The sequence below is a fragment of the Intrasporangium sp. genome, from assembly GCF_035280925.1.
Taxonomy (GTDB): domain Bacteria; phylum Actinomycetota; class Actinomycetes; order Actinomycetales; family Dermatophilaceae; genus Intrasporangium.
Genome location: NZ_DATEEY010000090.1, coordinates 1 through 25,373, shown reverse-complemented (window position 1 = coordinate 25,373; position 25,373 = coordinate 1). Strand labels below are relative to the sequence as shown.

Here is a 25,373-nt window from a genome sequence, read left to right as displayed (position 1 = left end):
GTCCGGCTCGGCGTCGCGGAGGCGACGGCGTGGGTCGAGGCCGGAGGGGCCAGCGCCCATCGAGTCGGGGCCGGTGCCGCACCCGGCAGCCCCTACGGCGCCGGCGGTCCGCCCAGGCACGCAAGCGTCCTCACCCGGCTCGGCGAGAGCGCGGTGATCGGACTGGCTCGTGAGGTGCACGCTCGTGGCGGCACCCTCGTTGCGACGGGAGGGTGCTTCGACGTGCTCCACGCAGGGCATGTCCAGAGCCTTCGGGCGGCGCGCGCTCTCGGGGACGCGTTGGTGGTCCTGCTCAACTCGGACGCCTCCGTCCGCCGGCTCAAGGGGCCGGGCCGACCCGTGCAGACGGAGCGGGACCGGGCCCAGGTGCTGCTCGCGCTCGACGCGGTCGACGCGGTCGTCATCTTCGACGAGGACGAGCCGTCCGCCGCGCTCGACCGGATCCGTCCCGACGTGTGGGCCAAGGGCGCCGACTACGCGGGAACCGTCCTCCCGGAGGCGGACCTGGTCCGTGGCTGGGGCGGGCGTGTCCAGCTCCTGCCGCTCCTTCCGGGGCGGTCGACAACAGCGATCCTCAAGGATGCGGGGTAGTTCTCCATGACCGAAATGCGCGATCTCGGAATCGTCTATGTCACCGGCGGGGCCAGCGGACTCGGCGCCGCCGTCGTCGAGGCGGTGGCCGCGGCGGGTGGCAAGCCGGCCGTGCTCGACCGGGTGGCGCCCCAGAGCGGTGTGCCACATGCCATCACCGACGTGGCGGACACCGCCGCAGTCGCCGCCTCCGTCGAGGAGCTGGTCCGCACGGTCGGGCCACCCGATGCCGTGGTGACCGCCGCGGGGACCGACTCGTGCGGCCCCCTCGCCACGGTCCCGGCCGAGGACTGGGAGCGCGTCATCGGCGTCAACCTCATCGGCACGGCCGCCGTCGTGCGGGCCTGCCTGTCGCACCTCGAGCAGTCTCGTGGGACGGTCGTCACGATCGGCTCCACCCTCGGGCTGCGCGCCGCCGGGGACGCCACGGCCTACTGCGCGTCGAAGTTCGGCGTCGTGGGCTTCAGCCGCGCCCTTGCCACCGAGCTGGCGGGCCGCGTGGGGGTCACCATGGTCATCCCGGGAGGCATGCGGACGCACTTCTTCGACGGACGGGACGAGCAGTACAAGCCGCCGCCGGACGCCAAGCTCAGCGATCCTGCGGATGTGGCCCGCGCCATCGTCATGGTGCTCCAGCAGCCCGAGGGCTTCGAGCTGCGCGAGGTCGTGGCGGCGCCGTCGACCGAGCCGTCCTGGCCGTGACCCCAGGGGTCGAGCGCGTCCTCGTGCTTCGTGCCCTGGGGCTCGGCGACCTCTACGCAGCGGTCGCGGCGCTGCGCGGGATCCGTGGGCGTTGGGAGACCGCGGACATCGCTCTGGCCGCGGACCCGGCGCTGGGCGCGCTCATGGTTGCGCACGCCCTCGTCGACCGCGTCGTGCCGACCGATGGCCTCACCACCCCTCCGTGGGACGGCCCACCCCCCGACGTCGCCGTCAACCTGCACGGCAGTGGACCCCAGAGCCACCGTGCCCTGGCCGACTTGGCACCGCGACAGCTGGTTGCCTTCCGTTGCGTCTCAGCGGGATTCATCGACGGCCCCGAGTGGGACGCCGATGAGCACGAGGTCGACCGATGGTGCCGACTGGTCACCTCGGCCGGCGGGCAGTGCTCGGCCGCCGACCTCCGTCTGCGCCCACCCGAGCCCAGCCCCCGCTCGCCGCTCGCAGGCCTCCCCGAGGCGCCGGTCGTCGTCCATCCCGGCGCCGCCGCCGGCTCCCGGCGCTGGCCCGCGCACCGATGGGCGGCAGTGGCGCGCAACCTCGCTGAGGACGGACGGCCGGTCGTCGTGACGGGTGGACCGGCCGAGCGCGACGCCTGCCGGACGGTGGCCGGCGCCCACCCCGAGGTCACCGATCTCTGCGGCCGACTCGACGTGCACAGCCTGGCCGCGCTCATCGGTGGCGCCGAGCTCCTCCTGTCGGGCGACACCGGTGTCGCTCACCTGGCGACGGCCTACCGCACGCCGTCCGTCCTGCTGTTCGGACCGACGCCTCCGAGCCAGTGGGGTCCGCGCATCGACTCGCACCTGCATCGTGTGCTGTGGCGGCCGGCGCCGCACGATCCTCCCGGCGACCCGCACGGCAACACGACCGATGTCCGGCTCGACCGGATCGGCGTCGGGGACGTGCTCGCCGAAGCGCGCAGCGTGTCAGCCGACGAGGCTCTCCGGCGGTAGCTCGCCGGCGGCGGTGGCCTCGTCCCGGAACCACGCGACCGTCCGCTCGAGCCCCTTCTCCCACGGCACGCGCGGACGCCAGCCCAGCAGCTCCTCGGCCAGGGCCGTGTCGGGGCGGCGGACCTGCGGGTCGTCGACCGGACGTTCGACGTTGACGATCTCCGACTGCGAACCCGCCGCGGCGACGATGTCCTCGGCGATCCTTCGGACGGTCATCTCGTCGGGGTTGCCGATGTTGACCGGGCCGGGGTGCGCACTGCCGGCGAACGCGAGGATCCCCTCGACGAGGTCGTCCACGTAGCAGACGGATCGCGTCTGCAGGCCGTCGCCGGCGAGGGTGATCGGCTCGTCACGGAGGGCCTGCCGGATGAAGGTCGGGATGGCGCGGCCGTCGTGGGGCCGCATGCGTGGGCCGTACGTGTTGAAGATGCGCACGATGCCCGTGTCGACGTCCTCGCTGCAGCGGTAGGCGGTCGTCAGCGCCTCGCCGTACCGCTTGCCCTCGTCGTACACGCCGCGCGGACCGATCGGGTTGACGTGCCCCCAGTACGTCTCCGGTTGGGGGTGGACCTGTGGGTCGCCGTAGACCTCCGATGTGGAGGCCAGCAGGAACCGGGCACCCTTGTCCTTGGCCAGGCCCAGCGCGTGCCAGGTGCCGATGGCGCCCACCTTGAGGGTGTGGATGGGCAGCTTGAGGTAGTCGATGGGCGACGCGGGGGAGGCGAAGTGGAGGACGAGGTCGATCTCGCCCGGCACGTGGACGAAGTCGGTGACGTCGCACCGGATGAGCCGGAAGCGCGGGTGCTCCTGCAGGTGGAGCACGTTGTCCGGCGTACCGGTGATGAAGTTGTCGAGGCAGAGCACCTCCGAGCCGGCGTGGAGCAGCGCCTCGCACAGGTGGCTCCCGAGGAAGCCCGCCCCGCCCGTCACGACGACTCGCCGCGGCGCGCGGGGATGGCCGGTCGACTGGTTCACGCCACCCCACTACCCGTGCCCGCGGGCCGGGAAACCGCGCGGAGCGCGGGCGGCGGGTGACGTGACTGCGGTGATCAGGGACGCGCGAAGACCTTCTCCACGAACTCGCTCAGCTGGCGATCGTCGAGGTGGCGAGCGAGGTCGGCCTCACTGATCATGCCGACGAGCTGGTGGTTCTCGATGACGGGCAGCCGCTTGACCTGCTCGCGGCCCATGAGGTCGACGACCTCGGTGACGTCGGTCATCGCGTCCACCCAGGTGACCTCGCCCTGGGCGAGCTCAGCGGCCGTGCACATCGATGCGTCCTTGCCCTCGGCGATGCACTTCACGACGATGTCGCGGTCGGTGATGATGCCGTGCAGCTTCTGGTCGTTGCCGCAGATGGGCAGCGACCCAACTCCCATGTCACGCATCATCCGCGCGGCCTCGAGCAGCGTCTGGTCCTCACTGACGCAGGTTGCACCAGCGTTCATGATGTCTCGGGCAGTCGTCATGCGTTCCTCCTCAATACCTGTGGTCGTGCGTGGTGGTGATGGAGGCGGTGCGTCGGCAGGGCACTGGCAATGACCGATGGGCGTCAGCGGCCATGCGGCACGTCGCCCACGTTCCACTCTCCTCTCGATGCCGTACCCCGACAAGACGAGCGCTCACCTGGAGTGGCGGCGACCACGGCCGTATGCCGCTCAGCTGGGGGCGGCGTGAGCGTCAAGAACGCGCTCCAGCAGGGTGAGCGCGTGCAGCGTCGTCCGGTCGAGAACCTCCTCCGGCTCGCCGTCCCAGCGGTGCAGCTCGGTCGTCACCGTTCCCCGGTCGCAGACCCCGAACCAGACCGTCCCCGGCGGCTCGCCGTCCTGCTCCTCCGGCCCTCCGACGCCCGTCACGGCCACCGCGAGGTCGCAACCGAGCAGGTCGGCTGCTCCCTTGGCCATGGCCGCCGCAGCCTCCTTGCTCACGACCGGACCGTCGGGCACGCCGAGGACCCGGCGCTTCACCTCGCTCGTGTAGGCGACGACGCAGCCCCCGAACCAGTCGCTGGAGTCGGGCGCCGCGCCGAGGTGGCACGAGATCTTGCCCCCCGTGAGGGACTCGGCGAGGGCGACGGTTCGACCCTCGCGGGTGGCGACGTGCGCGATGGAGCGCGCGACCTTCTCGGCGCGCTGCGTGAGGTCGTCCGGATGGCTCATGCTCACCCTCTACCCGCGTCTACCGACGTGCTCCAGCCGCCCGGTCACCACCGGCCGCGGTGCACGACCTCGTCGAAGGGGCGTCGGTCCAGCCGCTCGATGACGGCCAACGGCTTGTCCGACGGGTAGCCGACGGAGAGGACGTAGGCCAGGAATCGTCCCTCGGGGAGGCCCAGGACGGCCCGGGCCCGGTTCTGGTCGGCGGCCGCAGCATGACCCGTGCCAACGCCCAGGTCTGCCGCAGCGACGGTCATGGCATACGTGGCCTGGCCGAGGTCGTACTGGATCAGAGCCGACTGCCGATCGTCCTGCGGCTCTGGCGCGACGATCGCGATGGCGGCCGCTGCTCCGGCGACATGCTTGGCGCCTTGCCAGACCTTGGCCAGCTCGACCAGCTGCGCCCTGTTCGTGACGAGCACGAAGTCCCACGGCTGCCAGTTGCTCGCCGACGGAGCCCGTCGCCCAGCCTCGAGTATTCGGTCAAGTGCCTCGTCAGGGACTGGCTGCTCAGTGAACTGCCGCACGTTTCGTCGCGCCCGCAGGGCGTCCCAGGTCTCCACGGTGTCATCCTGCCCCTCCAGCGCCGGTTGTCGCGACCATCTGCCGAGCCGGCTGTTCACCGGGGCGTGGTCCTCGAGGCTTGGCAGGCAACGGTGACGCTCCTTCAATGAGCTGCGCGCGGGTCTGCGTCGTGGCAGCCGGTCGGGCACGACCAGGAGCGGGGGCACTGGACCTGCAGGCCGCTGGGGGAGGTCGTGTCACCGGTGAGTGGCAGGCTGGGGCTGATGACGAAGGCAGACCAGGCGAGCGGTGATGCGCTCGACCGCTTCTCTCCGGCAACGGCAGCGTGGTTCCGGAGCAGCTTCCGCGAGCCGACGGCCGCGCAGGCGGGGGCGTGGGAGGCCATCTCGTCCGGTCATCATTGTGTCGTCGTCGCCCCGACCGGCTCCGGCAAGACGCTCTCGGCCTTCCTCTGGGCCCTCGACCGGATGGCCACGGAGCCCGTGCCGGAGGACCGTCTCGCGCGGTGCCGGGTGCTCTACGTGTCGCCGATGAAGGCACTGGCCGTCGATGTCGAGCGGAACCTCCGCGCGCCGCTCGTCGGCATCGGCCACGCTGCCACCCGCCTCGGCCTGCCGGTCCCCGACATCGGAGTGAGCGTCCGCTCCGGTGACACGCCGGCCACCGAGCGGCGTGCCTTCGCGCGAGCGCCGACGGACATCCTCATCACGACGCCCGAGTCGCTGTTCCTCATGCTCACGTCGTCGGTGCGGGAGGCCCTGCGTGGCATCGAGACGGTGATCGTCGACGAGGTCCACGCCGTCGCCGGCACGAAGCGCGGCGCCCATCTCGCCCTCTCGCTCGAGCGGCTGGATGCCCTGCTCGACAAGCCCGCCCAGCGGGTCGGCCTCTCCGCGACGGTTCGGCCGGTCGAGGAGGTGGCGCGCTACCTCGCCGGCGGCCGTCCCGCTGAAGTGGTGCAGCCACCGTCGACGAAGGAGTGGGACCTCGACGTCGTCGTCCCCGTCCCCGACCTGGGCGAGCTGTCGGGCGCGCCCGTCGAGATCTCGCCAGGAGTGCCCGACCTGTCCGGCCCTGCTGCCGGGAACGCTCCCCGGGCCTCGATCTGGCCGCACGTCGAGGAGCGGATCGCCGACCTCATCGCGGGGCACCGCTCCACCCTCGTCTTCGCCAACTCGCGACGTCTGGCTGAACGGCTCACCTCCCGACTCAACGAGATCTGGGAGGAGCGGCTGTCTGCTGCAGAAGCGGGCGACCAGATCGAGCGAGCAGCTTCTGGGCCGACCGGCTCTGCCGGGGAGCCCAGGAGTCGTGCACTCGACCAGGGGCGGCCTCCTGCGCAGATCATGGCGCAGTCGGGGGCCAGCCACGGCGCGCCTGCCGTACTCGCGCGCGCCCACCACGGCTCCGTGAGCAAGGAGCACCGGGCAGCGATCGAGGAGGATCTCAAGGCCGGCCGGCTACCCGCCGTCGTGGCGACGAGCAGTCTCGAGCTCGGCATCGACATGGGTGCCGTCGACCTGGTGGTCCAGGTCGAGAGCCCGCCGAGCGTCGCGAGCGGCCTGCAACGGGTCGGGCGGGCGGGGCACCAGGTGGGTGCCGTCAGCCGCGGCGTCCTCTTCCCGAAGTTCCGCGGCGACCTCGTCCAGACCGCCGTCGTCGTCGAGCGCATGCAGGCCGGAGCGATCGAGAGCCTGCGCGTTCCCACCAACCCGGTCGACGTGCTCGCCCAGCAGCTCGTCGCCATGTGCGCCATGGACGACTGGACGGTGGACGACGTTGAGGCGCTCGCTCGGCGTACGGCGAGCTTTGCCGGCCTGCCACGGTCAGTGCTCGAGGCGACCCTCGACATGCTTGCCGGCAGGTACCCGAGTGACGAGTTCGCCGAGCTGCGTCCGCGGATCGTTTGGGACCGCGTCACCGACACGCTCACCGGGCGTCGCGGTGCCCAACGCCTCGCCGTCACGAGCGGCGGGACGATCCCCGACCGAGGTCTCTATGCCGTCTTCCTCGCGTCGGGCGAGGGACCCGGGCGCCGGGTCGGCGAGCTCGACGAGGAGATGGTCTACGAGTCGCGGGTCGGTGACGTGTTCACCCTCGGCACGTCGTCGTGGCAGATCGAGGACATCACCCACGACCGGGTCCTCGTGACGCCCGCGCCGGGGCAGGCCGGCCGGCTGCCGTTCTGGAAGGGCGACCAGCAGGGACGGCCAGCCGAGCTGGGTCGAGCCGTCGGCGCCTTCGTCCGCGAGGTCGTCGGGCTGTCCGCCGCCAGGGCCAGGGACCGGGTGGTCGCAGCCGGTCTGGACGAATGGGCAGCGGACAACCTGCTCGCGTACCTCACCGAGCAGCGTGAGGCCACCCGCCACGTGCCCGACGACCGGACCATCGTCGTCGAGCGGTTCCGTGACGAGATCGGCGACTGGCGCGTGGCCGTCCTGTCGCCCTTCGGTGGGCAGGTCCACGCGCCATGGGCACTCTGTGTCGCGGCCCGGATGCGCGAGCGCTTCGGGATCGACGTGCAGGCCATGCACGGGGATGACGGCATCGTGTTCCGACTGCCCGACCTCGAGTTCGACGAGGGTGGCGCGGCTGCGTCGAGTGGCGAGATCGGCCGCCAGCTCGTCGAGCTGGTCACGCTCGAGCCCGAGGACGTCTCCGAGCTCGTGACGCAGGAGATCGGTGGCTCGGCTCTCTTCGCAGCGCGGTTCCGTGAGTGTGCAGCGAGGGCGCTGCTGCTGCCACGCCGTCGCCCGGACCGGCGCCAGCCGCTGTGGCAGCAGCGCCAGCGGGCCGCGCAGCTCCTCCAGGTGGCGAGCCAGTACCCGACCTTTCCCATCGTCCTCGAGGCCGTTCGGGAATGTGTCCAGGACGTCTTCGACGTGCCCGGCCTCGTTGGGCTGATGACCGAGATCCGATCTCGCGCGGTCACGGTCGTCGATGTCGAGTCGGCCCAGCCGAGCCCCTTCGCGAAGTCCCTCGTTTTCGGCTACGTCGCCCAGTACCTCTACGAGGGCGACTCCCCGCTCGCCGAGCGGCGGGCTGCGGCGCTCGCTCTCGACCCGTCGCTCCTTTCCGAGCTCCTCGGCCAAGGCGACGCGCTCGCCCTGCGGGACCTGCTCGATCCGGCAGCCGTCGCGCGGACGGAGGCCGAGCTCCAGCGCCTGACCCCCGAGCGCGCCGCCCGCGACGCGGAGGACCTCGCCGACCTGGTGCGCGTCCTCGGGCCCCTCGCGACGAGCGATGTCCTCGCCCGCTCGGCTGAGGGCTTCGCAGCGGCCGAGGTGGAGGTGGCGCTCCGGTCGCTCGAGCAGGCCCGGAGGATCATCGCTGTCCGGGTCGCCGGCGAGGACCGCTGGGCGGCGGTCGAGGACGCGGGCCGACTGCGCGACGCGCTCGGCACCGCCCTTCCGGTCGGCGTGCCGGCCGCCTTCCTCGAGTCGGTGCCCGACCCGCTCGGCGACCTGGTGGCCCGGTTTGCGCGGACCCATGGACCGTTCACCGCGCACACGGCCGCCCAGTGGTGGGGCCTGGGCCCGGCCGTCGTGCATGACGCCCTGCGGCGCCTCGTCTCGGCCGGACGCGTCGTCGAGGGCGAGCTGCTGCCCACCGAGAACGGGGGCGGGCACGGCGCCGAGTTCTGCGACGCCGAGGTCCTGCGAATCCTGCGGCGGCGGTCGTTGGCCGCCCTGCGGCACGAGGTGGAGCCGGTGGCCCAGGCCGACCTGGCCCGGTTCCTTCCGCGCTGGCAGGGCGTCGGCAGCGGTCAGCGCGGACGCGAGGGTCTGCTGCGCGCCGTGGAGCAGCTGACCGGTGCGGTCGTGCCCGCGAGCGCGCTCGAGACGCTCGTCCTGCCCGCTCGCGTCGCCGACTACCGGCCGGCGCTGCTCGACGAGGTGATGAGCTCCGGCGAGGTCATCTGGCGCGGCCACGGGTCACTGCCGGGGGACGACGGCTGGGTCAGCCTCCACCTCGCCGACACGGCGCAGCTGACCTTGGTCCCGCCCGACCTGGCCGATCTCACCGACGCGGAGGACGCGGTCCTCGAGGCCCTCGCGAGCGGAGGGGCGTGGTTCTTCCGCCCGCTCGCCGACCGCGTCCGCTCTCTCGGGACCACGCGGGGGACGGACCTGATCGACACCGAGCTCCTCGACGGGCTGTGGTCCCTGTTCTGGGCCGGGCGGGTCACCAACGACACCATCGCCCCGCTCCGGGCCCTGCTGTCTGGTGGCCGCACCGCACACAAACGCTCGTCGACCGCACCACGGTCCACCCGCTATGGCGGCCGCCGGACCTCGCTCGGCCGCTTCGGCTCGCTCCAGGGCTCGCTGGCGCGCCCTCCGGGAGGCTCACTCGCCGGCGTGACTCCCGACCGCATTGCGGCTGCTGAGGAGTCGGCCACCGCAAAGGCGCTGCGCGCTCGCTCCCTGGAGTCCGCGCCGCCGACTGGAGTCGGACGATGGACTCTGCTGCCCGTGGCCGAGACCGACCCCACCGTCCGCGCCGTCACGAGCGCGGAGCTCCTCCTCGACCGCTACGGCGTGCTCACCAGGGGCTCGGTCGTTGCGGAGGACGTGCCCGGGGGGTTCGCCGCGGTCTACCGCGTGCTCGCCGCGGCCGAGGAGGCAGGCAAGGTCCGTCGTGGGTACTTCGTCGAGTCGCTGGGCGCCTCGCAGTTCGCCTCGACGGGTGCCGTGGACCGGCTGCGCTCCTTCTCGCGGCTTCCCGAGGCCACCGGCTCCGACGGCCCGGCCTCCCGTGAGCAGTCGCAGGGTCCGGGGGCGCTGGTCCTGGCCGCGAGCGACCCCGCGAACCCCTATGGTGCCGCCCTCCCGTGGCCGACCCGGCCCACTCAAGGACCTGACGAGGCAGGTGCACGCAAGGGGCACCAGCCCGGACGCAAGGCGGGGGCGCTCGTCGTCCTCGTCGACGGAGAGCTCGTCCTCTACGTGGAGCGCGGGGGCAAGACGATGCTCTGCTGGTCGGGCGACCTCGAGGTGCTGCAGGCGGCCGCCGATGCCCTGGCCCTGGCAGTCCGAGAGGGTGCCCTCGGCCGGCTCACCGTCGAGAAGGCCGACGGCGCATCGGTGCTGGGATCGGACCACCCGCTGGTGCAGGCGCTGTCGCGGGCCGGGTTCCACATGACGCCACGGGGACTGCGCCTGCGGCGTTGACCCTCGCAGCGCACGGCGGCGTTTCGCGGTTTCCTCGCGCCAGGGTGAGCAGCGTGCCATCCTCGAACGAGGACCACCCGCGGTGGTCGCCGGGCGCTGTACCCTCCCGTCCTGCGCGTCGCCGCGCCAAGCTCATGGGAGGTGCGGCCCGGTGACGACGATGCCAGCCAGGGGGGCGGACGCCTCGGCAACGGCATCCGATGGGGACTGGCGTTCGCGGCTCGTGAGCGCAGCAGCGGCGGCCGCCGTGGTCCCTCCCGGCGCGACCGTCTACGTGGGCAGCGCGTGTGCCACACCGCGTGTCGTCGTGCGGGCGCTGGAGGACAGCCCGCTCGAGCACCTCGGCCAGCGTCTGGTGCACCACCTCACCGACGGGGTGCGCACCACGCTTTCCACCGGGACGAACTTCGACCACCGGACGATCTTCGTCGGCGCCGAGCTGGCGGACCTCGTCCGTGACGTGCAGCCCCACGGCGCATCCGTCGACTACGTCCCGATGAGTCTCACGGACCTGCCGGACAGCCTGCGAACCGGGCGGCTGCGCCTGGACGTCGCGGTCGTCCAGGTCACCCCGCCGCGCGAGGCGCAGGTCAGCCTCGGCGTGTCGGTCGACGCTGCGCCGGCAGCGATCGAGTCGGCAGGCCTCGTCATCGCGGAGGTCAACCCGGCCATGCCGTGGACCGAGGGGGCGAGCACTGTCCCGGTCGACCGGATCGACTACTTCGTCGAGGTGCCAGGACCGGTCATCACCTACGAGCACCCCGGGGTCGGCGACGTCGGCGAGCGGATCGCCGGCTACGTGGCCCGCGTCATCGACGACGGCGCCACGCTCCAGGTCGGTCTGGGGCGCATCCCCGCCGCGGTCCTGGCGCACCTTGACCAGCGTCGAGACCTGGGCATCCACTCCGACGTCATCACCGACGCGGTCCTCGACGTCATCGAGGCCGGCATCGTCACGGGGGCGGCCAAGACCGTCGATGTGGGCGCCGTGGTCACGAGCGCGGCCATGGGGACCCGGCGTCTCTATGACGCGATAGACGGCAACCCGGACTTCCAGTTCCGTCCGATCGACGAGGTCCTGGCCGGGCTCCCGGCACAGCATCGGCTCGTGTCCGTGACGCAGGCCTTCCGGGTCGACCTGACCGGGCAGGTGTGTGTCGACGCCCTCGGCGGGGAGCTCTACGGTGGGCTCGGCGCGCAGGTCGACTTCCATCGGGCTGCTGCCGTGTCGCCCGGTGGCAAGGCCATCGTCGCGCTCGCGTCGCGGCAGCCCGATGGGTCCCCCTCATTCGTTCCCCGCCTCGGCCCGAAGGAGGCAGTGGCCATCCCTCGGCACGAGCTGCGTTGGATCGCCACGGAGTACGGGATCGCCTATCTCCACGGCCGGTCCCTTCGCGAACGGGCTGTTGCCCTCATCGAGCTGGCCCACCCGGACGACCGGGACACGCTTCTCGACGCAGCGACGACGTCCGGCCTCGTCCGGCCGGACCAGAGGCTCCGCTCCCGCCTGCCCTACCCGGCGACGGAGGAGCGAACCGTCACGCTCAAGAACGGCAGCGTGGTCCTCGTCCGCCCGACTCGCTCCGGCGACGCCGCGCTGCTCCAGGAGCTGTTCTTCCGGATGCGACCCGAGGACGTCAAGACGCGCTTCTTCCGGAATCTCTCCTCGCTGACCCGTAACGCTGCCGAGCACCTGACCAACGTCGACTACGAGTCGGAGATGGCCTTCGTCGCAGTGACCGGGTCCCGCGAGAACGAGCAGGTCGTCGGATCCGCCCAGTACTACGTCGACGCGGACACCGGCTCCGCCGACGTCGCCTACATGGTCGACTCCTCTTGGCACGGACTCGGTCTCGGGCACGCCCTGCACGGAGTCATGTCCGACTACGCGGCCCGGCACGGTGTGCGGGCCTTCACCGCGGACGTCCTCGCCGGCAACGGTGCGATGCTCCATGTCCTGACCGCGGCCGGGGATGCGGAGGTGCACACGGCCGACGGCGTCCACGAGCTGCGCATCCCGACGAGGAGAGCTGCAGGTGACAGCCCATGGCACGCCTCCTGACCGTCGACCGCGTGGCGATGCTGCGCCACGTCGGCATCTTCGCGGCGACACCCGGGCGAGTCCTCGCCGGGCTGGCCGGCGCCCTCACCGAGGAGTACTTCACCGCCGGTGAGGAGATCATCCGGCGGGGTACCACCGAGGACTGGCTCCACATCGTGTCCTCGGGGACCGTCGAGATCCTCCGTGAGGACGGCCGCATCCGCGCCGAGGCGCCAGTCGTCGTCGGCGACCTCGCGGTCCTCGACCCGCAGCCCCGGTCCGCCACCGTCGTGGCGCTCACTGACGTCACCGCGCTGCGGCTCTCCAAGGCCGACTTCGACGAGGCGCTCGAGAGCCGCCCGGAGATCGCTCGCGGGGTCATCCTCGCCCTCGTCGAGCGGCTTCGGGAGAAGCGCGAGCCGCAACCGTGAGGCTGCGGCTGCTCGCCCTCCTGGGTGGTCAGGCGGTCGCCCTCGGCCTGACCGTGGCCTTCCTCGTGGTGCCCGCGAGCGCCGTCTTCCTCCACACCTACGGGGCAGGCGCGCTCGCCTACGCCTACATCGGCGTGGCCGTCGCCGGCGTGGCCGTCTCCTCAGCCGTCACGGTCGCCCAACGTCGTATGCCGCTGGGCCGGCTCGCGCTCGCTGTCCTCGTTCTCTACGTGGTGCTGGTCAGCACCGCATGGGTGCTGCTGAGCCGCTGGGACATGGCCTGGGTGACGTTCGTCCTCATCGTCCTCTTCCCGCTCTCGATTCCCACCGGGTTCCTGCTCGTCGGCTCCCAGGCCGTCCGGCTCTACGACGTCCAGACGCTCAAGCGGGACTTTCCTCGAATCGTGGCCGGCTTCTCGATCGGCTTCGCGGTCGGCGGCCTCGCGGCGGCGGCGTTGGTGGAACCGCTGGGTGGGCCGACGAACCTGCTGCTCATCGACCTCGTCATGGCGCTCGTCTTCATCACTATCATCTGGTCCACGAGCCGGCAGTTCCCGGGCCAGCTGCTCACCCCGCCTTCGCAGGCCCCAGGGCGGCACGAGCCGAGCAGAAGAACGTCCCGGCTGGCCGACCTCCGGTTGCTCCGGGAGCCGTTCGTCCTGCTCGTCCTCGGCTACCAGATCGTCTCGGCCGGCGTGACGCAGCTGTTCGACTACCTCGTCTGGGACCGTGCGGCCGCCTACTACGCCGACCCGGACAGCCTCGCGCAGTTCATGGGTGCCTTCGGAGCGATTCTCAACATCGTCGCCGTGCTCTTCACCCTCCTGCTCGCTGGGCGGCTGCTCGGCCGCTTCGGCATCGGCTTCGGCCTCCTCGTGAACCCGGTTGGCGTGCTCGTGATGACCGTCGTCGTCCTCGGCGTGGGTTTCGGCCCGGGGATCGCCACGTTCACCTACCTCGTCACCGTGTGCGCCGCCCAGATCGTCGACATCTCGCTGACGGACGGCACGACTCGGACGTCGATCGCCGCGACCTACCAGGGGATCCGGCGCGGTGACCGACTCCGGGCCCAGACGTTCGTGGAGGGGGCCGGAGTTCCCCTCGCGGTGGGCCTCGTCGGTGCCTACCTGCTGGTCGTCCGGGCCCTCGGCCTCGACGTGCAGGCCGTGGTGTGGACCACCGGTCTGCTCACCCTCGTGTGGATCTGGCTCGCAGTCAAGGCGCATCGTGGCTATGCCGGGCATCTTGGCGGAGTGCTCGCCGACCGGTCATGGGACCCGGTGGCACTCCGCATCGACGGCGGCGCGGCAGCAGCGATCGAGCGCCTCCTCACCAGCGACGACCCGATCGATCGGCGCACCGGGATCGACGTGCTGCGCGACGCTCGGTCGCCGCGGCTCGTCGACGCGGCGCGGAGCGCGCTGTCGGACCCCGACGCCTCCGTGCGCTGCACCGCCGTCGAGTCGCTCGCCGCGGTCGGTGAGATGCGCCGTCCCGACGTCCGGGCGCAGGTCGGGACCCTCTTGGGCGACCCCGACGTTGCGGTGCGCGCCCGGGCCGCGGCTGCGGTCTCACGCGCAGAGCCCGGCCGCGGTGAGGATGGCCACCTCGTGTGGCGGGCGGTTCTCGATGACCAGGACACGACGGCCGACGCCCTGCTGGCTGCGGCCGCAGTTCCGAGTGCCGCCCTCGTGCCCGACCTCATCGGCCTCGTGCGGCTGGGGCAGGAGACCCCCGGTCTCCCGGATGCCCTCGGTGCGCACGGTGACCAGCTGGTGGACGAGCTCGAGGGGTGGCTCGACGCGGGAACGACGGGACCAGGTCTCGTCGCGCTGACCACGGCAGCCGCGCGGGGGGGCGGTGAACGTGGCCGAGCGCTGCTTCTCGCAGCCCTGGTCGACGCGCGGCTCGATGTCGCCGAGGCGGCGGCCACCGGCCTGCACCGCGTCCGGGCCAGGGCCTCGGCCCAGGCCGTCGACACGCGCGCGAGGAGTGCGGTGGGTGCGGCCGTGGACCGAGAGCTCGACCGAGCAGAGCTCGTCGTGAACGGTCTGGCGGCAGTCGAGGGGGTCGAGGAGGTGGGCCCGCTCGGGGACGCCCTGCGAGAGGAGCTCGCCGAGGTATCGCGTCGGCTGCTCGTGCTCGTCGGGATCGTCGTCCCCGGCACCACCCCGGCACGTGTCACGGCCGGGCTCGGTGCCGACGATGACACCACCAGAGGTCTCGCGGAGGAGCTCGTTGTCGTAGCCCTCGGACGACGTGCACGGCACGTCCTCGCCGTGGTTGCTCCGGGTGTGCCCCCCGGGAAGCGCCGGGCGGGCCTCGCAGGGCGGACCTCCACGGCAACCGGTCCCGACAGGGCGAAGGCCGACGGCACGACGGTCGATGCCACCAAGCGCGATGTCCCCAAGCGCGATGTCCCCAAGCTCGATGCCACCAAGCTCGATGCCACCAAGCTCGCTGTCGCCGAGGTGGTCCGCTCCATCGCGGTCGACCCGAACGACCAGTGGCGCGACCCTTGGCTGCGCGCCTGCGCGGTGCGGGTGCTCCCGGCCGTGGCGCCCGACGCGATTCCCTCGGTGATCTCGCAGCTCCGAGCGCAGGCGCAGCTACCCGTACGCGCCGGCCTCGAGCTCGTCCTGCACGAGACGGTCGAGTGGCTGGCTCAGCTCGAGGCGTCACGGGCGAGACGGACGTCGGCGAGCGCCTCTGCCGACGTCGAGCTGCCCTGAATGGCTGTGAGGAAGTCCTCGCGGTCGAGGCAGTAGGTCGTCAGGTCTCCCTCAGCCGTCACGGTCGCGGTTCGGCTACTGTGGCGCAGCAGGGCGATCTCCCCGAAGGTGTCGCCGGGTCCGAGCTCCGGTCGTTGGGCCCCGTGAACCGTCACCCTCGCCGTGCCTGACCCGATGATGTGCACGGTGTCGCCGTCCTCCCCCTCTCTCATGACGACGTCACCGGGCGCGTACTCGTGCGGCTCGAGCAGGCTCGCGAGGTGCTCCACGATGACGACCGGCAGCGGCTCGAAGATGACGACGTCCGCGACCAGGTCGGTGGTGGCCTGTGACTGCACCGCCGTGCGGTCCACCGCGCGGAACGACCGGAGGTACAGCATCCCGAGCACCACGAGGGCGACGCCGAGAGCGAGCAGGGCCGTCTGCACCTCAACCGTCCCGACGACCGCGGGAGCGAGGGCGGCGCCGGTCGCCATGCCGGCACAGGCCACGATCTCGATGGCCCCGAGCGCCTGCGCGGACATCCCGCGCGGCGCGAGGCGGGCGACCAGCGTGAACAGGCTCGCATCCTCGAGCGCGTTGCCGATCCCGATGACGACCATCGCGAGACCGGCGAGCCACGGTGTCCCAGCGATCGACAGCACACCCAGACCGGCACCCCACAACCCGACTCCGGTGACGAAGCTGCGCCCGAGGCGGGAGACGTGGAGAACTCGGACCCCCAACGCGGCACCGGCCAGGCCACCGACCCCGAGAGCGGCCCACAACCAGCCGACGACATCGTCGCCGACCGCCAGGTCGTCGAGGACGAGGATGACGAGCAACACGGTCAGGGCACCTCTCGCGAACGTCTGGGCGAACACGAGGACCGGCGCCCCGCCCGCGCGGACGACACGGGCGAGCACACCGAGCCCAGCGGCATACGACCTCTTTCTCGCTGGCTCGACGCGGCGGTGCCGATACGCAGCCGGCAGGTGGATCCGGGACACGGGCAGCAGGGCGAGCCCGAGGCAGGCAGCCCCGATCGCCAGCGCCTCGTCGGGCGAGAGGAGGAGCAGGGCGGCGCCGGCGAGCGCCGGTCCGACGAGCGAGGCGACGCTCTCGATGGCGGCCGACGCGACGTTGGCCGCGGCGAGCTCCCGCGGCGTGTGCACGAGCCAGGGCAAGGTCGCTGCTTGGAGCGGGCGATACACGTAGAGCAGCCCACAGGAGATGACGCCGAGCGCCAGCACGACGAGGACGGACCACTGCGCCACCGCGCCGAGGGTCGCAAGCGCCAGGGCGGCGGCCGACCCCCCGACGATCCATCGGATGACCCGGCCGAGATGGCCGCGGTCCCCGACGCGACCGACCACGGCGGACATGAGCGCGCCGACGACGGCAAGGGCCGCCGAGGTCCCGGCCAGCAGGCCGGCTCCGCCTCGCTCGTAGGCGAGCACGACGAGCACCACCGGCGTGAAGAGCCGCGCCGCGCTGGTGAGCCCCCATCCCGTCTGGAGTCCCCGCCGTGGCGTGAGGACGGTGCCCCTGCGCATTCGCTCATTGTGTCGCTGGTTGACCCGTGTTGTGCGGGTTTGGCCGAGCATTTGCCGGCGCTGGCGCGGATGACCTCGCACGGCACGTCCATGATGGAGATGCGAAAGCCATGACTTCCGCGGGTGAAGGAGGTGCTGTGCCGGAGGGTGACACCGTGTGGCGGACGGCGCGCCGGCTTCACGAGGCCCTGGCTGGACACGAGATCGTCGAGTCGGACCTCCGCTGGCCGGGCATCGCCACGGCAGACCTCAGCGGCCGTCGGACCCTTGACGTGGTCAGCCGCGGCAAGCACCTGCTCCACCGGGTCGAGGGCGGCCTGACCCTCCATTCGCACCTGCGGATGGAGGGCCAGTGGCGCATCGAGGCGACCGCGGGGCTGAAGCCTGGTTGGCGGCGCTCACCCGACCTGCGCGCCCTCGTGGCCGCCCCGGACTGGACTGCGCTGGGCCTGCGGCTCGGGATGCTCGACCTCGTCGAGACGGCGCGCGAGGCGGACCTGGTCGGACACCTGGGCCCGGACCTGCTCGGTGCCGACTGGGACGCAACCCGGGCGGTCGAGAACCTCGCGGGCGCCGCGGTCCCCATCGGCGAGGCCCTGCTCGACCAGCGCAACCTCGCTGGGCTCGGCACGCTGTGGACGGCCGAGACGCTCTTCGCGCTGCGGGTGTCGCCGTGGGCCACCGCGTCCGGCTTGGAGCGGTCCCTCGTCGAGCAGGTCGTGGAGCGTGCGCACCGCCTCATCGACAGCGGACGACAGGATGCCGTCCAGTCGACGACCGGCTCACGCGCCAAGGGCGAGACGACCTACGTGCACGGCCGCAGCGGACGGCCCTGCCGGCGCTGCGGCGCCACCGTGCGCGTCGCGCCAGTCGGTCCACCAACGCGGGAGCGAACGATGTTCTACTGCCCGGGCTGCCAGGGCGGTCACGGCCCGACCGACGACGGACGGCCCCAACAGCCGCTGGGGTCCGAGTCGCGACAGGACGGTCGGGCGGGCGCCCGTCGCCGTTACCGACCCTGACGCCTTCCCCATCGAGTGAACGACTTTCGGGGTCGCCTTCCCGATCGAGTGAACAACTTTCGGGATCACCTTCCCGATCGAGTGAACAACTCTCGGGTCGCCCGGTGCTTCAGCGCTGCAGCGCCTTCAGCGTCATGGCCCGCCCGCCGCTCAAGCGGGCGACCTGGGCGAGGTACAGCTCGGCACAGGCGAGGGCATCGGTGAGAGCCTCGTGCGCTCCGTAGCGAGGCAGGCCGAGATGCGCACGTGCTGTCGGCAGCCGCAGGGCGCCCGGCGGCAGGTCGGAGCCCGAGTGACTGCGGAGCACTCGCGCCTGCAGCTCCATCGTGTCGACGACCTCGACCGGGAAGGGCACGCCATGGGCGGCCTGGCTCGCTGCGGAAAGGAACTGGCTCTCGATGCCCGCATGGTGCGCCAGGAGGACCCGGCCCTGCAGGGCCGCGGCCACTCGTTCGACGACCTCGGACAGCGGGACGCCCTCGGCCAGCGCGTCGTCGGTGATCCCGTGGACGACGGCGCTCTGGCCGACCTCGGCCTCCGCCCGGCAGAGCAGCTGCGTCGCGCCGGACAGGTCGATGGCGAGGCCGTGGAGCGGCACGAAGCCGACCGAGAGGATGTGGTCAGTGCGTGGGTCGAGGCCGGTGGTCTCGATGTCGACGGCGAGGAGCGGCAGGTCCGCCACCGCAGTGCGCGGCCCGGGAAGCGGCGTCGCGAGGTAGTCGCGGACCGGCCCGGGAGGTGCCTGCCCGGCCAGCCGGGACCGCCGCCGGTCGGGGCCGAGGAGCGAGCGGATCACGTGACGAATCCGAGCGGGTAGCTCTGGACCACCAGCTGCTGAGCCGACCGGACGATCTGGAAGGCGTCGCGCAGATGCCGCTTCTCGAAGCTGCTCAGCTCGTTCGGCGCGACGAAGCTGTCCGGCTCCTGCCCCTCGCGCAGCTGGCGCGCCTGGTGGCTGAGGCGCACGTAGCGGATGAACTCGAAGGCATCGTGCAGGTCCGCCGCTGTCGCCGTGGACAGCGCCCCCGCACCGGCCGCGGCACTGATCCGGGCGAGGGTGTTGACCTGCGGCAGTCCGCGGGACAGCGCCTGGACTCGGGCCACCTCGACGATGGCGTGCACCCCGCCCCGCTTGAGGTCGACCCGGTCCTTGTGCTCGCCCTCACGCTCGAGCACGAACCCCCGGAAGAACCCGAGGGGTGGCTCGTTCCTCGCGGCGTTGCGGGCCAGGTGGGCGAGGAAGCGGCCGCTCTCTGGTGCCGAGTCGACGACCTGCTGGTCCAACGCGTCGACGAGGCTGCTCGCGCCGTGGAGGAGCCGCAGGTCGAAGAAGATTGCAGACCGGAGCACGGCCTCCGGCGTTGGCTCGTCGAGCCAGCGTGCGAACATCCGGCGCCACTCGCGCAGGGGCTGGCGCCACTGGGGGTTCGTCGCCATGATCCCGCCGGGGCAGGGCGGGTAGCCGCAGGCGACCAGGCCGTCGACGACGAAGGACGCGAACGACGCGAACCAGACGTGGTGCTCCGGGGTCGCATCGTCGGAGAGCACGAGCGCGTTGTCCTGGTCGCTGCCCGGTCCCTGCTCGAGTCGGGCCTGGGAGCCGAGCACGATCCAGGCGTAGGGCACGGGTGCGGGTCCGAGATGCTGCTCGGCGAGCGTGATGAGCCGCCGCTCGATCGCATCCCCGACGGCGGTGACGATGCGCCCGATCCCGTCCGCTGTCGCGTCCTCGTGGACGAGCTGGTCGACGATCCGGGGCAGCCGCTGGCTGAGCAGGACCAGGGCGTCGAGGTCCTTCGCCTTGGCCACGTCGCCGGCGAGGTGGATGGGATTGGCTCGCTCGAGCCGCATGAGGTCGGTGCTCGTCAACATGCCGAGTGGACGGTCGCCGTCGACGACGGGCATGTGGTGGATGTTTCGTGAGGTCATCTCGAGGACCAGCTCCATGGCCAGGTCGTCCGGCGCGGCCGTGACCGGGGCACTCGTCATGATGGCGCTGACCGGCTGGGTCGTCTCGAGCCCTGCGGCCAGCACCCGGGTCCGCAGGTCGCGGTCCGTGACGATCCCCGTCAGGCGACCGGCGTCGACGACGAGGAGCGACGAGACCTGCTCTCGGGCCATGAGCTCGGCTGCCGAGCGGATCGTCGCGTCGCCGGTCGTGGTGATCGGCTCCCGCCGGAGGAGGTCACGGAGGCGCGTCTGGAGCACGGCGTTGCTGCGGTCGTGGTGCGGCAGCGACTGGAGCGCGTGACGCAGGCGGGCCTCGCGCTGCTCGGAGAAGAAGTCGCGCACCGCAGCATGCCCGTCCGCCAGCGCCTGGAAGACGTCTGACGACATGACGAGCAGGAGGCTGTCCTCGATGGCCACCACGTCGAAGCGGGACGGGCGACCGCCAAGCGCAGTTGTCCCGAAGCCGGTGCCCTCGCCGCCGCGTGCCACCAGCGAGCCGTTCTCGTCGGTGATCTGCACCGCGCCGGACCGGACCACGAAGACCTCGTCATTGCCCCTGCCCACGCTCATCAGGTGCGTGCCACGGCGGGCGTAGCGCACCGTGAGGCGCCGGCCCAGCCGCTCCAGGTCCTCGCGCGGGACCGCGGCGAACGGTGCGTGCTCGGCGAGGAAGTCGGTGACTTCCGGAATGTCCACTTCGGCCACGGCGCCATCGTCGCACTCGAGCGCGAGCCACGCCGCCGAACCGGCTCACCGTCGGCGCTGCGGCCTAGGCTGGGAGACGCCCGATCAGCACCGCAACCAAGGAGCAGGATCAGATGGCTACACGACTCAACCCGTACATCTCGTTCAAGGACAACGCCCGCGACGCGATGGAGTTCTACAAGGACGTGTTCGGCGGCACCCTGGACCTCAACACCTTCGGCGAGTACGGCCAGCCCGACTCCCCAGACGCAGACAAGGTCATGCACGCTCAGCTGGAGACGGACAGCGGCTACACCATCATGGCGTCGGACACGCCGGAAGGCATGCAACACAACCCCGGCGACAACATCACCGTCAGCCTCAGTGGTGACGACGCCGACGAGCTGCGCGGCTACTGGGCCAAGCTCTCCGACGGGGGGACCGTGTCCATGCCCCTCGAGAAGCAGATGTGGGGCGACGAGTTCGGTTCGTGCACAGACAAGTTCGGCATCGGCTGGATGGTCAACATCTCGGGAGAGTCCGCACCGGGCGCCTCATGAGCGCGTCACACTGAGGATGCCGAGGCACATCTCGTCGGTCGTGCCCTCCCCCCAGACCACGTAGCGCTCGGGGATCCCTTGCAGGGCCGGGAGCCTGTCGCGCCAAGCCTGGTCGTGCGTGCACGTCACGGTGATCCGGTCACCTCGCACGACCGCGGTGGCCGGCAGCGGCCGGGATCCTTGGTCGTCGAAGTCCCACTGCTTGATGTCGAGCAAGGTCCTGGCCCTCGGCGTCCCGGCGTTCAGCTCGATGCGGATGCTCGATCCCAACAGGTGCATGTGCCCGGCTGACGCCCGGACCACCGCAGGCGCATCGACGGTGCGCGTGCACGACTGCGTCCGCCCGGGATGAGGGATCACCGCGCCCTCGCAGAGCACGAGGAGGCCGGCGACCAGCCACGAAGCCCGGTCGCCGAACCGCTGGGCGACATCCCGGACCGCGGCATCGCGCTCGCACAGGGGGCCGGACTTCCCCGGGCGGCAGGGCAGCTCGACCGGCGCGGGGTGGAGGACGGTCTCCAAGGCGGTCAGCTTGGAGGAGGTGGAGAGGCGCAGGTCCACGGCCGTCCGGTCGGGCTTGGCGCCATGGAGCAGGTTGTAGTGGACCTGCAGGACCAGCTGGGACCCCTTCTCCACGGGGATTCCGAGATCCGGCGCCAGGATGGTCTCGGTTCCGCCCGGTGCCCACGCGCCGACCCATGGGGCATCGTCGAGGCTTGCTCCCTGCTGCTCGATGCCGGTGCCGCCGAAGCACGTCCACCCGTCACCCGGCGCCTCCGCGTCCTGCGCCCGGGCGAGGCCGACCTTGCTCGCCGGGACGCGATACAGGATCACGTGGTGGACGACGGAGGCGTCGCCGGGCGCGACGTCATAGCCCGTGACGAAGCTGTTGCGGGTGAGCTTGGGGTCGAGCAGGAAGCATCGGTAGTCGTCCGTGCCGCCGCTGGGCGCCTTGGGCAGGTACCTCGCGGGCATCGCGATCCGCCGCATCTTCTCACCGGCGCGCAGCGGAGCCGGGGGCGGCTTCGCGGTCGTCGGGCTCGTGCCGTGCTGGGTGTCGGTCGGGCGAGTGGCGTGGTGGGGCTGGGCGTGGGGCTCGGTGACGGGGTTGGGCCCAGCCCCGCTGCACCCGGCGACGAGCAGGCCGAGGACCGCGCCGAGCGCGACGAGGATGCGACGAGACCCCATCGGGCCAGTGTAGGAGCGCGCGAATGCGTGCCCGCCTAGTCGCGGCTCACCGGGATCCGGCGGGGATCAGGTGCGCTGAGACGCTCGGCATTCGCCTCGGTGTCGGCGATGCCCTGTTGGGACTCGAGCTCTGCGTCGACCCGGGCCAGGTAGGCGGCCACCTCGGCCTCAACGCGATCCTTGTCCCAGCCGAACACCGGGGCGACGATGTCAGCGGCGGCCCGCGCACTCTCGGTGCCGCGGTGCGGCGTCTCGATGGACACGCGCGTGCGACGCGTGAGGAAGTCGTCGAGGTGGAGGGCGGCCTCGTGGGTGGCCGCATAGCGGATCTCCACCTTGAGGTACTCCTCGGCCCCGGGCAACGGCTCGTAGAGGGTCCGATCGTTCTCGGCCAGCGCGAACAGCTCGTGGACCAGGGAGCCATAGCGTTCGAGCAGGTGCCGGATCCGCCACACCGGCAGGTCCTGCTTTCGGGCGAGCCGGTCGACCTGGTTGACGAGGGCGACGTAGCCCTCGGCCCCGGAGAGCGGGATGAACTCGGTGACGCTGTCGCTGACGTCCCCGCCGATGTCCTGCCGGGCGGCATCGACGGCATCCTGCGCCATGACCCGGTAGGTCGTGTACTTGCCGCCGGCGATGGAGATGAGCCCGGGCTGGGGCCGGGCCACGGCGTGCTCACGGGACAGCTCGCTGGTCAGCTCCGACTCGCCGGAGAGCAGCGGTCGCAGCCCGGCGTACACGCCCTGGATGTCGTCTCGGGCGAGCGGGACCTTGAGGACGTTGTTGGTGTGCTCGAGCAGGTAGTCGATGTCGGCGCGCGTCGCCGCGGGGTGGGCGCGGTCGTGCTCCCAGTCGGTGTCCGTGGTGCCGATGATCCAGTGCGTGCCCCACGGGATGACGAAGAGGACCGACGTCTCGGTGCGCAGGATCAGGCCGGTCTCCGAGTTGATCCGGTCGCGCGCCACGACGATGTGGACGCCCTTGGATGCGCGCACGCGGAAACGGCCTCGCCCACCGGCCATCGCCTGGATGTCGTCGGTCCAGACGCCGGTGCAGTTGATGACGACCGACGCGTTGACGTCGTGCCGTTCCCCGGTCTCCACGTCCTCGACGGTCGCTCCGATGACGCGTTCCCCCGCACGGAGGATCGCTATGACACGGGCCGAGCTGAGGACCGTGGCGCCGTATGCGGCAGCCGTTCGGACCGTCGTCAGGGTGTGCCGGGCGTCATCGGTCTGTGCGTCGTAGTAGAGCAGCCCCCCGGTCAGGGACTCCCGCTTGAGGCCGGGAGCGAGCTTGAGTGCGCCCGCGCGGGTGAGCTGCTTGTGCCGGGGCATGGACCGGGCGCCCCCCATCGAGTCGTAGAGGGTCAGTCCGGCCGTGACGTACGGCCGCTCCCAGCCCCGGCTCGTCAGGGGGTAGAGGAAGGAGACCGGTCGCACGAGGTGCGGCGCGATCGTCCTGAGCATGAGGTCGCGCTCCTTGAGCGCCTCGCGGACGAGGTCGAAGTTCATCTGCTCCAGGTAGCGCAGGCCACCGTGGAAGAGCTTGGACGAGCGCGACGAGGTGCCCGAGGCGAAGTCCCGCTGCTCCACGAGGGCCGTCGACAGACCGCGAGTGGCGGCGTCCAGCGCCACGCCGGCTCCCGTGATGCCGCCACCGATGACGAGGACGTCGAACTCCTTCATGGCGAGTCGCCTCCATGCCGCTGCGCGGTAGTCCCCGTCGAGGCGCACGGGAGTCGTCATGCCCTTCCCCTCACATCCGTGCCGACCCTCTCACCCTAGCCAACCCACCAAGGAGCAGATTCCGTATGCCGCTGGGCCCGGTTTCCGGGACACTGCCCTTGCCTGCCCGACTGCCCACGTGTGCGCCGCTGCGCGGTTGTCGGCGGGTGCGGGCCTACCCGGCGCGGTGTGGACCTCGTCAGAAGGGTGGTTCGTCGGGAAGCGGTGGCGGGGTGGGCCGTGGTGGTGGTGGGGGATCGTCGAGGGCTTCCCGGTAGTTCTTGGGGTGGGTGATGTAGTCACGCGCGGCCAGGGTGCGCCAGTGCAGCGCGCGGGTGGTGGCGTGGTCGTCGGTCGGCACGCAGGACCAGTAGCGGGCGGTCTTGAGGTTGTGGTGCGCCCGGTGCAGCGGTCCGGTGTTGCCGGTGCTCGTCTCGCCGTCCGGGTAGGGCACGTGGTGGTCGAGGTCGCAGCGGTGCGCCGGGACCTGGCAGCCCGGTCCGCGGCAGTGGCCGTCCAGGGCGCGGATCTGCTCGACCATGGCGGGGGTGGGCCGGTACCGCTGCGTGCTCAGGTGCAGCGCCCGGCCGGTGAGCGTGTCGACGCCGAGCCAGCGCCACTGCGAGCCCGGGGCGGTGATGATGGCGCGGGCGTGCTCAGCGGTGACCCAGCCGTGACCGGGAATCTCGCAGGCGGCGTCGCTGGCGCCGGTGGCCACCTCGAACGGCACCACGATCCACACCGTGGCCGGCGGCGCGGTCGGGGAGCACGGGCACGGTCCGGGCTCGCCGTCGCGGCCGGGGATCGGCTCGAGGCCGACGGGCCGGCACGGCGTCAGCAGGTCACCTGAGGAAACATCGCGAAGCTCGGCCTCCTCGGCATCTTCGGTGGGCTCGATATCTTCGGCGCGCTGGGCGTCTCCGGCGTGTTCGGGGCAGGGGCCGAAAGTGTGCCCGAGCAGCCCCTGGGTGGCCAGGTCGGAGCGCAGCTGGTCCAGGGTGCGCGGGTCGCCCGCGGCGCGCAGCGCCCGGGCGAGCGACTCGATCCGCTCGAGGATGGCCACGGTCCGCTCGGCGCTGGTCGTGATGGTGATGACCCCGGTGCCGTCCGGCTCGATGGCCCCGTACGCGGTCCGGCGGGCCAGCGCGTCGGCGCGCCTGGCACCGGGAGCGGCCGCGTGCGAGGCGATGATCCGGCGCAGCCGCCGGACGATGACCTGGTGGGTCGGGCGGGTCCCGTCGCGCATCGGCGCGAGGACCCGCTCGACGAGCGGCTCGATGAGATCGTCGGGCAGGTCACGGGCCTCACCCGCGATCAGGGTGGCGTGCAGCAGCGACACGGTGCCCGCGGCCAGCCGCTCGTGCAGCGCGCGGTGGCGCCG

The 25,373-nt window shown here is 71.9% G+C and carries 19 protein-coding genes; 9 read left to right on the top strand and 10 right to left on the bottom strand.

Going from position 1 to position 25,373, the window contains the following annotated elements:
* From VJN29_RS09255 to VJN29_RS09245, 3 genes are all read left to right on the top strand, one after another.
* Positions 1–591: adenylyltransferase/cytidyltransferase family protein (locus VJN29_RS09255; protein ID WP_324143335.1), on the top strand; the 591-nt coding region annotated here is incomplete at its 5' end.
* A gap of 6 nt (positions 592–597) precedes the next feature.
* Positions 598–1,293, top strand: a complete 696-nt coding sequence (locus VJN29_RS09250; protein ID WP_324143334.1) for an SDR family oxidoreductase — start codon at positions 598–600, stop codon at positions 1,291–1,293.
* On the top strand, positions 1,290–2,267 hold the full coding sequence (locus tag VJN29_RS09245) for a glycosyltransferase family 9 protein (RefSeq protein ID WP_324143333.1): 978 nt from the start codon (positions 1,290–1,292) through the stop codon (positions 2,265–2,267). Before VJN29_RS09250 ends, VJN29_RS09245 begins: the two co-directional genes overlap by 4 nt.
* Here VJN29_RS09245 and VJN29_RS09240 read toward each other — a convergent pair.
* The 4 genes from VJN29_RS09240 to VJN29_RS09225 form a co-directional block, all read right to left on the bottom strand.
* Complete coding sequence (locus tag VJN29_RS09240; protein ID WP_324143332.1) at positions 2,241–3,242, bottom strand: UDP-glucuronic acid decarboxylase family protein; 1,002 nt, start codon at positions 3,240–3,242, stop codon at positions 2,241–2,243. The two genes, VJN29_RS09245 and VJN29_RS09240, sit on opposite strands and share 27 nt — an antisense overlap.
* Before the next feature lie 74 nt (positions 3,243–3,316).
* The gene (locus VJN29_RS09235) at positions 3,317–3,736 is read right to left on the bottom strand and encodes a CBS domain-containing protein (protein WP_324143331.1); all 420 of its coding nucleotides are present in this window, start codon (positions 3,734–3,736) and stop codon (positions 3,317–3,319) included.
* A gap of 189 nt (positions 3,737–3,925) precedes the next feature.
* Complete coding sequence (locus tag VJN29_RS09230; RefSeq protein WP_324143330.1) at positions 3,926–4,426, bottom strand: CinA family protein; 501 nt, start codon at positions 4,424–4,426, stop codon at positions 3,926–3,928.
* 44 nt (positions 4,427–4,470) lie between these two features.
* Complete coding sequence (locus VJN29_RS09225; RefSeq protein ID WP_324143329.1) at positions 4,471–4,986, bottom strand: nitroreductase family protein; 516 nt, start codon at positions 4,984–4,986, stop codon at positions 4,471–4,473.
* A gap of 225 nt (positions 4,987–5,211) precedes the next feature.
* On the opposite strand from VJN29_RS09225, the gene VJN29_RS09220 reads away from it, so the two are divergent.
* The 4 genes from VJN29_RS09220 (at position 5,212) to VJN29_RS09205 (ending at position 15,326) form a co-directional block, all read left to right on the top strand.
* The gene (locus VJN29_RS09220; RefSeq protein ID WP_324143328.1) at positions 5,212–10,122 is read left to right on the top strand and encodes an ATP-dependent helicase; all 4,911 of its coding nucleotides are present in this window, start codon (positions 5,212–5,214) and stop codon (positions 10,120–10,122) included.
* Positions 10,123–10,282: 160 nt separating this feature from the next.
* Positions 10,283–12,184, top strand: a complete 1,902-nt coding sequence (locus VJN29_RS09215) for a GNAT family N-acetyltransferase (RefSeq protein WP_324143336.1) — start codon at positions 10,283–10,285, stop codon at positions 12,182–12,184.
* Positions 12,169–12,594 (top strand): cyclic nucleotide-binding domain-containing protein, encoded by a 426-nt coding sequence (locus tag VJN29_RS09210; RefSeq protein ID WP_324143327.1) that lies wholly within the window; start codon positions 12,169–12,171, stop codon positions 12,592–12,594. Before VJN29_RS09215 ends, VJN29_RS09210 begins: the two co-directional genes overlap by 16 nt.
* Complete coding sequence (locus VJN29_RS09205) at positions 12,591–15,326, top strand: HEAT repeat domain-containing protein (protein WP_324143326.1); 2,736 nt, start codon at positions 12,591–12,593, stop codon at positions 15,324–15,326. The genes VJN29_RS09210 and VJN29_RS09205 overlap by 4 nt, the downstream gene beginning before the upstream one ends.
* On the opposite strand, the gene VJN29_RS09200 is transcribed toward VJN29_RS09205, so the two are convergent.
* Complete coding sequence (locus tag VJN29_RS09200) at positions 15,260–16,861, bottom strand: cyclic nucleotide-binding domain-containing protein (protein ID WP_324143325.1); 1,602 nt, start codon at positions 16,859–16,861, stop codon at positions 15,260–15,262. The genes VJN29_RS09205 and VJN29_RS09200 overlap by 67 nt on opposite strands.
* A 137-nt stretch (positions 16,862–16,998) precedes the next feature.
* Between VJN29_RS09200 and VJN29_RS09195 the strand changes: the two genes are divergently transcribed.
* Positions 16,999–17,883 carry a DNA-formamidopyrimidine glycosylase family protein gene (locus VJN29_RS09195; RefSeq protein ID WP_324143324.1) on the top strand — a complete coding sequence of 295 codons (885 nt, stop codon included), beginning with the start codon at positions 16,999–17,001 and terminating at the stop codon, positions 17,881–17,883.
* Between the two features lie 109 nt (positions 17,884–17,992).
* On the opposite strand, the gene VJN29_RS09190 is transcribed toward VJN29_RS09195, so the two are convergent.
* Positions 17,993–18,679: an exonuclease domain-containing protein gene (locus VJN29_RS09190; RefSeq protein WP_324143323.1), complete on the bottom strand. Its 687-nt coding sequence runs from the start codon at positions 18,677–18,679 to the stop codon at positions 17,993–17,995.
* Positions 18,676–20,538 (bottom strand): DUF294 nucleotidyltransferase-like domain-containing protein, encoded by a 1,863-nt coding sequence (locus VJN29_RS09185; RefSeq protein WP_324143322.1) that lies wholly within the window; start codon positions 20,536–20,538, stop codon positions 18,676–18,678. The genes VJN29_RS09190 and VJN29_RS09185 overlap by 4 nt, the downstream gene beginning before the upstream one ends.
* 113 nt (positions 20,539–20,651) lie before the next feature.
* On the opposite strand from VJN29_RS09185, the gene VJN29_RS09180 reads away from it, so the two are divergent.
* Positions 20,652–21,077, top strand: a complete 426-nt coding sequence (locus tag VJN29_RS09180) for a VOC family protein (protein ID WP_324143321.1) — start codon at positions 20,652–20,654, stop codon at positions 21,075–21,077.
* Here the strand turns inward: VJN29_RS09180 and VJN29_RS09175 are convergent.
* The 3 genes from VJN29_RS09175 to VJN29_RS09165 all read right to left on the bottom strand — a co-directional run.
* Complete coding sequence (locus tag VJN29_RS09175; protein ID WP_324143320.1) at positions 21,072–22,265, bottom strand: hypothetical protein; 1,194 nt, start codon at positions 22,263–22,265, stop codon at positions 21,072–21,074. The genes VJN29_RS09180 and VJN29_RS09175 overlap by 6 nt on opposite strands.
* A 35-nt stretch (positions 22,266–22,300) precedes the next feature.
* Positions 22,301–24,013, bottom strand: a complete 1,713-nt coding sequence (locus tag VJN29_RS09170) for a glycerol-3-phosphate dehydrogenase/oxidase (RefSeq protein WP_324143319.1) — start codon at positions 24,011–24,013, stop codon at positions 22,301–22,303.
* 178 nt (positions 24,014–24,191) lie between these two features.
* Positions 24,192–25,373 (bottom strand): HNH endonuclease signature motif containing protein (locus tag VJN29_RS09165; protein ID WP_324143318.1); only part of this gene is annotated, 1,182 nt, incomplete at its 5' end.

Excerpts from the sequence above, each read along its gene's own strand:
- VJN29_RS09250 (WP_324143334.1), top strand. The coding sequence starts at position 598 with ATGACCGAAATGCGCGATCTCGGAATCGTCTATGTCACCGGCGGGGCC.
- VJN29_RS09235 (WP_324143331.1), bottom strand. The coding sequence starts at position 3,736 with ATGACGACTGCCCGAGACATCATGAACGCTGGTGCAACCTGCGTCAGT.
- VJN29_RS09230 (WP_324143330.1), bottom strand. The coding sequence starts at position 4,426 with ATGAGCCATCCGGACGACCTCACGCAGCGCGCCGAGAAGGTCGCGCGC.
- VJN29_RS09220 (WP_324143328.1), top strand. The coding sequence starts at position 5,212 with ATGACGAAGGCAGACCAGGCGAGCGGTGATGCGCTCGACCGCTTCTCT.
- VJN29_RS09215 (WP_324143336.1), top strand. The coding sequence starts at position 10,283 with ATGCCAGCCAGGGGGGCGGACGCCTCGGCAACGGCATCCGATGGGGAC.
- VJN29_RS09210 (WP_324143327.1), top strand. The coding sequence starts at position 12,169 with ATGGCACGCCTCCTGACCGTCGACCGCGTGGCGATGCTGCGCCACGTC.
- VJN29_RS09200 (WP_324143325.1), bottom strand. The coding sequence starts at position 16,861 with ATGCGCAGGGGCACCGTCCTCACGCCACGGCGGGGACTCCAGACGGGA.
- VJN29_RS09180 (WP_324143321.1), top strand. The coding sequence starts at position 20,652 with ATGGCTACACGACTCAACCCGTACATCTCGTTCAAGGACAACGCCCGC.
- VJN29_RS09175 (WP_324143320.1), bottom strand. The coding sequence starts at position 22,265 with ATGGGGTCTCGTCGCATCCTCGTCGCGCTCGGCGCGGTCCTCGGCCTG.
- VJN29_RS09170 (WP_324143319.1), bottom strand. The coding sequence starts at position 24,013 with ATGACGACTCCCGTGCGCCTCGACGGGGACTACCGCGCAGCGGCATGG.